At 45.6% G+C, this 12403-nt stretch carries 8 protein-coding genes; 5 read left to right on the forward strand and 3 right to left on the reverse strand.

Translation table 11 applies throughout. The features are described 5' to 3' along the window. The first annotated feature begins 110 nt into the window (after positions 1-110). From L3V33_RS20565 to tadA, 3 genes are all read left to right on the forward strand, one after another. Entirely contained in the window at positions 111-1673 is a 1563-nt protein-coding gene (locus L3V33_RS20565; protein ID WP_004735172.1) for an AbgT family transporter, read from the forward strand. A gap of 237 nt (positions 1674-1910) precedes the next feature. Then, the gene (locus L3V33_RS20570; RefSeq protein ID WP_054548062.1) at positions 1911-3200 is read left to right on the forward strand and encodes a hemolysin family protein; all 1290 of its coding nucleotides are present in this window, start codon (positions 1911-1913) and stop codon (positions 3198-3200) included. Positions 3201-3285: 85 nt separating this feature from the next. Next, positions 3286-3924 carry a tRNA adenosine(34) deaminase TadA gene (gene tadA / locus L3V33_RS20575; RefSeq protein ID WP_054548061.1) on the forward strand — a complete coding sequence of 213 codons (639 nt, stop codon included), beginning with the start codon at positions 3286-3288 and terminating at the stop codon, positions 3922-3924. A gap of 57 nt (positions 3925-3981) precedes the next feature. Here the strand turns inward: tadA and L3V33_RS23195 are convergent, their stop codons facing one another. Further along, complete coding sequence (locus L3V33_RS23195) at positions 3982-4116, reverse strand: hypothetical protein (protein ID WP_004735176.1); 135 nt, start codon at positions 4114-4116, stop codon at positions 3982-3984. Between the two features lie 317 nt (positions 4117-4433). Then, positions 4434-6002, reverse strand: coding sequence for a membrane-bound lytic murein transglycosylase MltF (gene mltF / locus L3V33_RS20580; protein WP_237291113.1), 1569 nt, complete (start codon positions 6000-6002; stop codon positions 4434-4436). A 329-nt stretch (positions 6003-6331) separates the two neighbouring features. Between mltF and purL the strand changes: the two genes are divergently transcribed. Together purL and L3V33_RS20590 are read left to right on the forward strand one after the other, a co-directional pair. Continuing rightward, entirely contained in the window at positions 6332-10228 is a 3897-nt protein-coding gene (gene purL, locus L3V33_RS20585) for a phosphoribosylformylglycinamidine synthase (RefSeq protein WP_237291114.1), read from the forward strand. A gap of 280 nt (positions 10229-10508) precedes the next feature. Beyond that, entirely contained in the window at positions 10509-11042 is a 534-nt protein-coding gene (locus L3V33_RS20590) for a DUF3332 domain-containing protein (RefSeq protein WP_237291115.1), read from the forward strand. A gap of 119 nt (positions 11043-11161) precedes the next feature. Here the strand turns inward: L3V33_RS20590 and dapD are convergent, their stop codons facing one another. Continuing rightward, complete coding sequence (gene dapD / locus L3V33_RS20595) at positions 11162-12193, reverse strand: 2,3,4,5-tetrahydropyridine-2,6-dicarboxylate N-succinyltransferase (RefSeq protein WP_017059885.1); 1032 nt, start codon at positions 12191-12193, stop codon at positions 11162-11164. Positions 12194-12403 lie beyond the last annotated feature (210 nt).

Below are 12403 nucleotides of genomic sequence, written 5' to 3' on the forward strand. Positions count from 1 at the left end.
GGAACCTTGTGCTTTTTAACAGCGACTTTAATAGAATATGTGCTGTACCAATAGGCCATGGTCAAAACTTTTATTAGGCCTAAACAAACAACATCACATATGGAGTTACAATGAGTAACCAAGCTGTAAAAAAAGCACCATCGACTGAGAAGATCAGTGGGATGGACCGCTTTCTAAACTTCATTGAACGCGCCGGCAACAAAATTCCAGACCCTGCAATTCTGTTCTTCTGGGCTCTAGTTATCGTATGGGTAGCATCTGCACTTTTATCGAATCTTTCATTCGACCTAATCAACCCTCAAACGGGTGCTGCTCTAGAAGTAAACAACCTATTAACTGGTGAAGCGCTTGCTAGCTTCCTAGCGAATATGGTTACCACGTTCACAGGCTTCGCACCGTTAGGCATCGTACTTGTTGCTATGCTAGGTGTTGGCGTTGCTGACTCTTCAGGCTTCATTACGACTGGCCTTAAGAAGATGCTGAACTTCACGCCAGCTAAGCTATTAACGCCAATGCTAATCCTTGTTGCTATCGTGTCTCACACAGCAGCAGATGCAGGTTACGTTCTAGTAATCCCTCTTGGCGGTATCATCTTCCACGCAGCGGGTCGTCACCCTCTAGCGGGTATTGCAGCAGCGTTTGCTGGTGTATCAGGTGGTTTCTCAGCGAACTTCATTCCTTCAGGTATTGACCCGCTACTAGCAGGCTTCACTCAAACAGCGGCAAACGTTCTTGACCCTGCATACGTGGTTAACCCTCTAGCGAACATTTTCTTTACTGGTTTGTCTTCAGTTCTCATTGTTGGTATCGGTTGGTACGTGACAGAGAAGATCATTGAACCTCGTCTTGCAAAAACTCCAGTAGATGAAGATGCAGAGCAAGCACCTGATCTAGGTACGTTCACAGCGATTGAATCTAAAGCATTCAAATTCGCTGGTTGGGCAATGGTTGCAGGTATTGGTCTGCTTATCGCAGCTTTGGTTCCTGAAAACTCAGCACTTCGTTCGCCTGAAGGTGAACTAACGGCGTTCTCAGCACCAGTAATGAAGTCTATCGTTCCTCTGATCTTCATTCTGTTTATTATTCCGGGTATCGTCTACGGCCGTGTAGCGGGTACATTCAAGAATAGTAACGATGTTATCAAAGCGATGTCTGAGACAATGGCAACGATGGGCGCATACATTGTAATGTCGTTCTTCTGTGCTCAGTTCTTATCTGCATTTGCTCAATCAAACATCGGTACTATGCTGGCGCTTTACGGTGCTGAAGGCCTGAAAGCGATGGATCTTCCTGGTGAAGCAACGGTTGTTGGTATGATTCTACTAACGGCTGCAGTTAACCTTCTTGTAGGTTCTGCTTCAGCTAAGTGGGCACTGATTGGTCCTATCCTAGTTCCTATGCTAATGGTTGTGGGGATCTCTCCAGAGCTATCTCAAGCGGCTTACCGTGTAGGTGACTCAGTGTCTAACATCATCTCTCCACTAATGGTGTTCTTCCCACTGGTTGTTGTTTACTGTCAACGCTACGTTAAGTCGACTGGTATCGGTACTCTAGCTTCTCTAATGATGCCATTCTCGATTGCTATGCTAATCGGTTGGTCTATCTTCTTGCTAGGTTACTGGGCTCTTGGTATCCCGCTAGGTATCCAAGCTCCTTACACTTACACAATGTAAGCTAAGTAAGAAAAGCAAAACGAACTAACATAAAAATCATCGAAGCCCGCACCGAAATGTGCGGGCTTTTTTTCGCCATCTTTTTCCGTTTTTTTTATCCAAGATTTTTATAGCCAAGACTTTTTATATCCCAAACTTTCTATATCCAAAACTTTTTATATTCAAAATAAAGGCACTCAGCTTATACTCCGGATCACGGCTAATTGTTGGCCGGTAAAATTAGGAAATCCAAACCACATGAAGATTCTGCTTTTAGTAGGGTTAATTGTTTTAAATGGTCTGTTTGCCATGTCAGAGATTGCATTGGTAGCAGCAAAAAATAGTCGGCTGAAACGCTTAGCCGAAAAACATCGCTCCGCTCAGATTGCTCTTGAGCTCAAAGAAAACCCAACTCGCTTCCTTTCAACCATTCAAATCGGTATTACGGTAATCGGCCTACTCAGCGGTATTGTGGGCGAGGCGACGCTCTCTGCGCCACTGGCCGTTCAACTTGAGCTGTGGGGATTCGACCCAACACAAGCGAATATCTTGTCTACAGCGGTAGTCGTTGTTGGTATTACTTACTTCGCAATTGTTGTCGGTGAATTGGTGCCAAAGCGTTTTGCTCAATCCCAAGCTGAAAACATTGCTGTGTTAGTCGCGCTACCAATCTTCTGGTTATCTAAAATCGCAACGCCGTTTGTGTTTGCGTTGTCTGCGTCAACCGAAGGCATCTTAAAGCTGATGGGGCGTGGCGGTGAAGAAGATAGTGTCACTGAAGACGATATCCATGCACTGGTGAAAGAGGGCTCAGAATCTGGAGTGATTGAGCGCGGCGAGCAAGAGATGATTCGTAATATCTTGCAGCTTGATGATCGCCTTGTAAGCTCTTTGATGACGCCACGTCGAGATGTCGACTTTCTAGATATTGAGCAACCTGTAGAGCAGATATTTAAGAAACTGCGCTCTTCAAAGCACAGTGTATTTCCATTGTGCCAAGATCACCTCAATAAAGTGGTCGGTACGGTGTCGTCCAAAGCCTTGCTGAATCAGGCAGGCAATTTAAGTATTCAAGTTATCATGGGGCTGTCTAAGTCGCCGATCTACGTTCCAGAATCGATGAAGGCACTGCGGCTACTTGGCTACTTTAAAGAGTCGGGTACCGAGATGGCATTCATTGTCGATGAATATGGCGATGTGCAAGGCCTTGTGACTCATTATGATATTCTTGAAGCGATTGCAGGTGAGTTATCTAATAACCCCAATGACCTATGGACAGAGCAAGTGGAAGACGGATTGCTGGTGGATGGATTAATCCCTATCAGTGAGCTCAAGAACCGCTTAGAGCTGTCAGAGTTAGAAGGGGAAAGCGAAGGCTTCCAAACATTGAATGGCCTTGTCACTTGGCTGATTGGGCGTTTACCCGATACTGGAGAAGTGGTTCAGTGTCAGCAATGGCAGTTTGAAATCATCTCGGTTGAGAACAACCGTATCGTGAGTGTTAAAGCGACAAGATTAGTCAATGAGCTAGGCGATGATGTTAGTTAGATAAGCCGCTAGCGAGAGATTAAACGAACAAGCCAACGCTTGTTGTTCATTATCTCTTTATTGTTCATTATTACTAAGATTAGGTATGCTTCTCCGCATACCTTTTTTTGTTCTTATCCTTTGTTTTCTGGAGTTCCCTTTGTCAGACCATCAATTCACCCCTCAAGATGAAATCTTCATGCGACGCGCCATTGCGGTTGCTAAGCAAGCAGAGAAAGAGGGAGAGGTTCCCGTTGGTGCCGTGTTGGTAAAAGAGGGGGAGATTATTTCTGAAGGTTGGAACCGTTCTATTGGAAGCCACGATGCCACGGCACACGCAGAAATCGAAACCTTGCGTAAAGCTGGCCAAGCCTTGGAAAACTATCGCTTACTTGATACCACCTTATACGTCACGCTTGAGCCTTGCCCAATGTGTGCTGGTGCCTTGTTACACAGCCGAGTGAAGCGGATTGTCTTTGGTGCACCTGACTTAAAAGCAGGCGCAGCAGGTACGGTATTGAACCTCTTTGAAAGCCAAGCCTCATACCACTATGCCGATGTTGAGCATGGCTTATTAGAAGCAGAATGTCGTGAGCAGTTGCAGGCGTTTTTCAAGCGTCGTAGAAAAGAGATAAAAGAAAAACGAAAGCAAGACCGTCTGTTGGAAGAGCAGTGTTTAGAATCTGACAAGGCAAGTAATAAGAATAAGGTTAGTAACAAGAACAAGGTCTGTAACAAAAAATAGCAGCAAGCTTCGGCACTCTCTATCGTAAGAGTGCCACAGAAAACTTACTCGGTATTTTTACTCAGAAAGTATCTGCATGAAAGCACGGTTGCGCCAAATGATCTTTTTCTTATTATTTGAAAGCATACGCTTACGACGGTTTGCAGCAACGGTCTTATCAAGGCGCTTCGATTTCAGTTTACTCTTCATCATTTCAACGATTTCCTATTTGTCGTCTGGCTTTGTAATTATGACTTCAGTTTTAATAATAGTGGTTATTTGTTTATGAGCTCTGTCGCGAACTTAGCGATACCTTTTGAGTAACCATCGCGATGGCCAGTGTTTGAATACAACAGAACATCATGGCGCTTATGGTGTGTCGTTATAAAGTTCGATTGTTACTGCAATATGACACCTCAAGTATAATGGTCACTTTGTTGGTTTAGTTTCTCAATGCGAACTAGCCAATACGAACCAGTGACTCATGTATAAAAAAAAAGAGCAACGCTATATGGCATTGCTCTTTTTATTTATTTGGAAGACTCAGCTTCGTCGACAGCGGATTCAGCCGCACCGATTGTCGATTCAGCGCCCGAGATCTCTAAAGGTGGGATAACCACCAAACCTTCGAGGCTCGCTTCTTCTTCTTTATTTCGCTTATTCACATGACCAATAATGCTTTGGTAATAACGGCGAATATTCTCAACGTAATTCCTTGCTTCATCACCACGCGCATAGCCGTATCGAGTTTGGCTGTAGTACTTCTTTTGTTTCAATAGAGGAAGTCGATCTTTTACATCACCCCAAGCGTCAGGGTTGCCGCCTTGTGCTTTGGTTAAGCGACGTGCATCCATCATGTGACCGTAACCTACGTTATATGAGGCGAGGGCAAACCAGATCTTTTCATGTTGAGTAATTGAGTCAGGAACTCGATTCACGATACGACGTAAATATTCCACGCCACCTTGTACCGACTGTTTCGGGTCAAGACGATTGGTTACACCTACGCTCTTCGCGGTTGGCAACGTCAACATCATCATGCCACGAACACCTGTAGGAGAACGCGCGACTGGGTTCCAGTGTGACTCTTGGTATGCCAAAGCTGCGATTAAGCGCCAATCAAATTCTTGCGAGTATTTCTGAAATAGTGGCGACCATTTTGGTAGCTTGCTGTCTAGAGCGCGGATAAAGGCACGAGTATCGACATAATCGAAGGTGCCGATATGGCCAATATATTTCTCTTCCAGTGAAGCGAGCTCACCAGACTGCTTTAGGTTACCGAAAAACTCAATCAGCAGCGCATAAAGGCTTTCATCTTCAGACTTCTGTAAATACCAAGAGATCGGTTGGTCTTCTGTAAGTTCAAAAGCCAAAGCCACGTCTGGGTATAAACGTTGTGCGAGTGACAGCTCAATCGAATCCGCCACAGTAAACAAGCGTTCCCCTGTAGAGACTTCTTTTAGCAGGTCGTTGATGTCAGCATTGCCGATCGCATCGTAGATAAAGTCATCGTGTGTGTTTTGCAGCTGTTTTAGTGTTGGCTCAAAGTGTGAGTCTTTCACTACAACCAAAGATGGCGTCAATGTGTCAGTAGACGCTACCTCTTCTGGTTCAGTTTGTGCTTTTACGAAATCAGCCTGACGCTCATTCTCAAACCTGATCAGTTGCTCAAGGTTTCTTGGTCGCCACTGACCTTTTTTGTACACGACTTGTTGGCTTACATAGTAATAAGCAGGCGCAGCGCGATAGGCACGTGTCAGGTTGCTGTTTTGTGTTAACCCCGTTGCGATAAGATCGATCTCGCCTTTCTTTAACGCCGGAAATAGGCCGGATAGACGGTAAGCGGGTTTAACCTCAAGCTTTACACCAAGTTCTTCTGCAAACTCGCGAGCTAACTCGTAATCCAAGCCAGCAGGACCATCTGGACCGATGTAATAAGAGAGTTGGTTATTCAGGGTGCCGACACGAAGAACGCCACGCTCTCGTATCTGCTCAAGGACACTTTTAGGTTCAGATTCAATCTGGCATCCAGCCAACCCAAATAGGGCAATAGCGAGCAGAAGAAACTTAGACGAAAAGATGAGCGTAAATTTAGGCATCAAAATGAAATCTCGAAAAGTGGAAGCCCCTTTATACCAAACCCCGCAAGGCTGGCAAAGCAGGTTTATTTAAACAGTTGTAAAAGTGGTGATAAATGCAGCAAAAGTACCATTTACACAGAAAGATAAAAAAAATAACGCAAACGGTTGCTTTTGGTGTTACGTCACAAAAAGAAATGCTTTATAATGCGCTCGCATTGAAGAGGTGGAATCGGCATAGGTTTGGCAACCTTCGGGAATAGCTTCGAAGAAAACAGTTAGGTTGTTCCTATAACCCACTGAATTTATTCCAATACTACCTTAATCAACTGCATAAGAGACGTAAGCACATGAGAATTTTGCGTGGCTCCCCAGCTCTATCTGAGTTTCGTGTTAACAAGCTTTTAGAGCTTTGTCGTGAATTAAGCTTACCTGTAACAGGTATTTACGCTGAGTTTGCCCACTTTGCTGATCTAACGGCAGACCTAGATGAGTCTGAAGTTGAGAAGCTAGAAAAGCTACTGACTTACGGTCCAACGATTGAAGAGCATGAACCTGAAGGTTTATTGCTGCTTGCAACGCCACGTCCAGGCACTATCTCGCCTTGGTCTTCAAAATCAACAGATATCGCACACAACTGCGGACTGGCTAAAGTGTCACGTCTAGAGCGCGGTACTGCTTTCTACATTGAAACCTCTTCTGAACTTTCTGAGCTTCAACTTGTTGAGCTGAAAGCAATTCTGCACGACCGTATGATGGAAGTGGTTTTCACTGACTTCGAATCAGCAGCGGCACTGTTCACTGTTGCTGAGCCTGCTCCTTATGCGGAAGTTGACCTACTAACTGGCGGACGTAAAGCGCTTGAAAAAGCAAACGTTACCCTAGGTCTAGCTCTTGCAGAAGATGAGATTGATTACCTTCTTGAAAGCTTCACTGAGAAGCTAGGTCGTAACCCGACTGACATCGAGCTAATGATGTTTGCACAAGCGAACTCAGAGCACTGTCGTCACAAGATCTTTAACGCTGATTGGACTATCGATGGCGTTAAGCAAGAAAAATCATTGTTCAAGATGATTAAGAACACCTTTGAAACGACACCAGAACACGTTCTGTCTGCTTATAAAGATAACGCAGCGGTAATGACAGGTTCTGAAGTCGGTCGTTTCTTCCCAGATCCAGAAACTCGTCAGTACAACTATCACCAAGAGAAAACACACATCTTGATGAAAGTTGAAACGCACAACCACCCAACGGCAATCTCTCCATGGCCGGGCGCATCAACAGGTTCAGGCGGCGAAATCCGCGATGAAGGCGCGACAGGTATTGGTGGTAAGCCAAAAGCGGGTCTAGTTGCTTTCTCTGTATCTAACCTTAAGATCCCGAACTTCGTTCAACCTTGGGAAACTGACTTTGGTAAGCCGAGCCGTATCGTTACTGCTCTGGATATCATGCTTGAAGGCCCTCTTGGTGGCGCAGCATTCAACAACGAATTTGGTCGTCCAAACCTACTAGGTTACTTCCGTACTTACGAAGAGAAAGTAAACTCTCACGCAGGTGAAGAAGTACGTGGTTACCATAAGCCAATCATGCTGGCTGGTGGTCTAGGTAACATTCGTGATGATCATGTTCAGAAGAAAGAGATCCCAGTAGGTGCAAGCCTAATAGTTCTTGGCGGTCCAGCAATGAACATTGGCCTTGGTGGCGGTGCTGCATCTTCAATGGATTCTGGTTCTTCTTCTGAAGACTTAGATTTTGCTTCTGTACAACGTGAAAACCCAGAGATGGAACGTCGTTGTCAGGAAGTTATCGACCGTTGTTGGCAGCTTGGTGATGCGAACCCAATCGCATTCATCCACGATGTGGGCGCGGGCGGTATCTCGAATGCACTTCCTGAGCTAGTCGACGACGGTGAACGTGGTGGTATCTTCAACCTACGCGACGTACCAAACGATGAGCCGGGTATGAGCCCACTTGAGATCTGGTGTAACGAATCTCAAGAGCGTTACGTAATGGCGGTTGCTGATAAAGACATGGCAACATTCGACGCGATTTGTAAGCGTGAGCGTGCTCCATACGCGGTAGTTGGTAAAGCAACAGAAGAACGTGATCTTAAATTAGAAGATTCTCACTTCGACAATACGCCAATCGACATGCCGATGGACATCCTATTAGGTAAAACACCTAAGATGCACCGTGACGCGAAGACGTTAAAAGCAAACAATCCTGCGATTGATCGTTCTGGTATCGAACTAAACGAAGCGGTTGACCGTATTCTTCGCCTACCAACAGTGGCAGAGAAAACATTCCTTATTACTATCGGTGACCGCTCGGTAACGGGTCTTGTCGCTCGTGACCAAATGGTTGGCCCATGGCAGGTTCCTGTTGCTAACTGCGCAGTAACAGCTGCAAGTTACGACTCTTACCACGGTGAGGCGATGTCTCTTGGTGAGCGTACGCCAGTAGCACTACTAGATTTCGGTGCATCGGCTCGTCTAGCGGTTGGTGAAGCAATCACTAACATCGCAGCGACCAATATCGGTGATATCAAACACATTAAACTGTCGGCTAACTGGATGTCTCCAGCAGGTCACCCTGGTGAAGATGCTGGTCTTTACGAAGCGGTTAAAGCGGTTGGTGAAGAGTTATGTCCGGCACTGGGTCTTACTATCCCAGTAGGTAAAGACTCAATGTCGATGAAGACTAAGTGGGAAGAGAACGGCGAGCAAAAAGAAGTAACGTCTCCGCTATCTCTTGTTATCACTGCGTTTGCACGTGTTGAAGATGTTCGTAAGACGATTACTCCTCAATTACGTACAGACAAAGGTAATACAAGCCTAGTTCTTATCGATTTAGGTAACGGCCAAAATCGTATGGGTGCGACAGCACTTGCACAGGTTTACAAGCAGCTTGGTGACAAGCCAGCAGACGTAGACAACGCAGCGCAACTAAAAGGTTTCTACGAAGGCGTTCAAGCACTGGTTGCGAACGACCAAGTTGTCGCTTACCACGATAAAGGCGATGGCGGTCTATTCGTAACGCTAGCAGAAATGGCGTTCGCAGGTCACTGTGGTGTTAACGCTGATGTTGCGGCGCTAGGCGAAGACACACTAGCAGCACTCTTCAACGAAGAGCTCGGTGCGGTAATCCAAATTCGTAACGATGACCTAGACGCTGTTCTTTCTACTCTTGCAGCAAACGATCTAGAAGCGTGTTCACACGTAATTGGTTCTGTTGAAGCATCAGACGAAGTAGTGATTAAGTCAGGCGCAGACGTTGTAATCCAACGTAACCGTACTGAACTGCGTACTATCTGGGCTGAGACTACGCATAAGATGCAAGGTCTGCGTGATAACCCAGTGTGTGCAGACCAAGAGCACGAAGCGAAGAAAGACAACTCAGACCCAGGTCTGAACGTGAAACTAAGCTTCGACGTAAATGAAGACATTGCAGCTCCTTACATCAACACGGGCGCTAAACCTAAGATGGCGATTCTACGTGAGCAGGGTGTTAACTCTCACGTTGAAATGGCAGCAGCATTTGACCGCGCAGGCTTCGAAGCGACTGATATTCACATGAGCGACATCCTAACGGGTCAAGCGGTACTAGAAGAGTACAACGGCCTTGTGGCATGTGGTGGCTTCTCTTACGGTGATGTATTGGGCGCTGGTGAAGGTTGGGCTAAATCAGTTCTGTTTAATGATTCTACTCGCGACCAATTTGAAAACTTCTTCAAGCGTGAAGATACTTTCTCTCTAGGTGTGTGTAACGGTTGTCAGATGTTGTCTAACCTGCGTGAACTTATCCCGGGCGCAGAGTACTGGCCACGTTTCGTTCGTAACGAATCAGAACGTTTTGAAGCTCGTTTCAGCCTAGTTGAAGTTCAGAAGTCTGATTCTGTATTCTTCAACGGCATGGAAGGTTCTCGTATGCCAATCGCTGTTTCTCACGGTGAAGGCCGCGTAGAAGTGCGTGATAACGACCACCTAAACGCGATTGAAAACTCAGGTACAGTTGCTCTACGTTACGTTGATAACAACGGTAACCAAACGCAGCAATACCCGAACAACCCGAATGGTTCACCAAACGCTATCACTGGTTTAACGACTACAGATGGCCGCGTGACTATCATGATGCCGCACCCAGAGCGTGTATTCCGTACGGTTGCTAACTCTTGGTCTCCAGAAGGTTGGGGCGAGAATGGTGCTTGGATGCGTATGTTCCAAAACGCACGTAAGAATGTGGGTTAATCACTTACCTACATGCTGCGTTAATCTAGATGGGATTAACTAAAAGCTAAAAAGCTAAAAAGCTAAAAGCGCAGATCGAAAGGTCTGCGCTTTTTTATTGCACAAAATTTTAGGAACTAAGGCTAAATAATTTGGTTTGCAGTTTGCTGTTCTAAAAATCTCCACTACGCTAAATGTTATGGAATCAATTTGTTAGGCCATCATTTCTTGTATTCATACAAGAACAATTCAATTTGGCCGTTCAAAAACTGAATTAATCATCGTGGCATAAGAGGGATCTATGAAAACAACAATCACAAAAGCAGTTGCAGTGGCAGCGATTGTCATGTCGTTAGCTGGGTGTGTCGGTAGTAATGCCGTTACTGGTAAATTAATGAAGTTCAACGTTGAGGTTGTAGATAACCGTTACGCTCGTGCAGGGGTCAACTTCTTGCTTGCTCCAGTTTACGCTTTAACATTCGCAGCCGATTACATCGTATTTAACTCGATCGAATTCTGGGCAGGGAAAAACCCACTTACTGGCGCGCCTCATATCTTTGATAGTAAGGTCGATACTATGATTGATGTGAACGATAGCCTTGATGACTCATTGAAAGAAGCCCCACTTGGCTTCAACAATCGCCATATCGAACAAGGCGAAATGCAACAAATCGATGAAAATACCATACGTATGGACATTACCTACAATGATGGCCAAAAAGCTGTACTGATGGGTGTTCGTGATGGCGACAAGGTCAGTTACTACATGGATGGAACATTGGTTTCAGAGACTTCGATTCAAGCTCTTGAACAGCTAGCAGCAGAAAAAGCATAACCTTCTCTGCTTTACCGCTATAAAAAGAAAAGCCGCTGGATTTAACCCCAGCGGCTTCGTATTTTCTAGCATCTAGCATCTAGCATCTAGCATCTAGCATCTAGCATCTAGCGCTTAGATTAGTTGTTGCTGTGTAGTTCGCTGTTTAGTTCAACAGCAGACTTGTTCGCTAGGCACTCAATTTGACCTGTGATCGAGTTGCGACGGAACAGAAGATCAGAAACGCCAGCAAGGTCACGAGCTTTAATGATTTCTACTTCGTTGCCTTCTTTATCTAGCATGCGAACTTTAGTTCCCGCAGTCACGTAAAGACCCGACTCAACTGTACAACGGTCGCCCATTGGGAAGCCCAGACCTGCGTTTGCACCTAGTAGACAGTTTTCGCCGATAGAGATAACCATAGTACCGCCACCAGACAGAGTGCCCATGATAGAAGCGCCGCCGCCGATATCAGAACCGTTACCCACAACAACACCCGCAGATATTCGACCTTCAACCATGCTTACGCCAGTAGTACCTGCATTGAAGTTGATGAAACCTTCGTGCATTACTGTTGTGCCTTCACCTACGTGTGCGCCAAGACGAACACGAGAAGTATCAGCAATACGAATACCGGTTGGTACCACGTAATCTACCATTTTAGGGAATTTGTCTACGCAATCTACAGATAGAGCGCGACCCGCAAGGCGAGCTTCGATTTGACGCTCAGCTAGTTCAGGAAGGTCGATAGGACCTTCGTTTGTCCATGCAATGTTGTGCAGTAGACCGAAGATGCCGTCCAGTACCGTACCGTGTGGTTGAACTAGGCGGTTAGAGATAAGTTGTAACTTTAGGAAGCCTTCGGCAACAGATGCTGGCTTCTCGTCAGTAGCAAGAACAACAAGAACAAGTGGCTGTTCAGACGCTGCCGCTTTTTCTGCGAAAGATGCGTTTGCTGCATCGTCGTTTGCTGCGAATGCTTTCGCTAGTTCTGCGCTTTGTGCAGCAGAGATTTCTATAGCTTGGTTGCCTTCAGCGTAACCTGACACTTCAGCTACAGCTGCTACAAGAGCGTCGCTTGGGTTTAGAAGTGGGTTAGGGAAGAACGCTTCAATGATTTTATTGTCGCGGTTTTTGGTTGCCGTACCGAAGGCTAGTGAAAAGTAAGCCATGTTGAATCTCCATGTGTTGAGTCTTGATTTTGCTATTCATAGCAGTGACTCGAATAATGAGTGCAGCCGTTAGCAAAGTTAATTTAATTGCGTTCATCATAAAGAGAGCGCCCTCGTTATGAAAGGGCGTATCGGGATAAAGTCTGTAAAATGATATTGCTTGTCTTTTTAGAGATAGTTTTCATTATCCGGATATTATACCTTGCTCTT

It is taken from the genome of Vibrio sp. A2-1 (assembly GCF_021728355.1).
GTDB lineage: Bacteria > Pseudomonadota > Gammaproteobacteria > Enterobacterales > Vibrionaceae > Vibrio > Vibrio splendidus_K.

Coding starts and splice junctions, on each gene's coding strand:
- L3V33_RS20565 (WP_004735172.1), top strand. CDS start 111: ATGAGTAACCAAGCTGTAAAAAAAGCACCATCGACTGAGAAGATCAGT.
- L3V33_RS20570 (WP_054548062.1), top strand. CDS start 1,911: ATGAAGATTCTGCTTTTAGTAGGGTTAATTGTTTTAAATGGTCTGTTT.
- tadA (WP_054548061.1), top strand. CDS start 3,286: ATGCTTCTCCGCATACCTTTTTTTGTTCTTATCCTTTGTTTTCTGGAG.
- L3V33_RS23195 (WP_004735176.1), bottom strand. CDS start 4,116: ATGATGAAGAGTAAACTGAAATCGAAGCGCCTTGATAAGACCGTTGCT.
- mltF (WP_237291113.1), bottom strand. CDS start 6,002: ATGCCTAAATTTACGCTCATCTTTTCGTCTAAGTTTCTTCTGCTCGCT.
- purL (WP_237291114.1), top strand. CDS start 6,332: ATGAGAATTTTGCGTGGCTCCCCAGCTCTATCTGAGTTTCGTGTTAAC.
- L3V33_RS20590 (WP_237291115.1), top strand. CDS start 10,509: ATGAAAACAACAATCACAAAAGCAGTTGCAGTGGCAGCGATTGTCATG.
- dapD (WP_017059885.1), bottom strand. CDS start 12,193: ATGGCTTACTTTTCACTAGCCTTCGGTACGGCAACCAAAAACCGCGAC.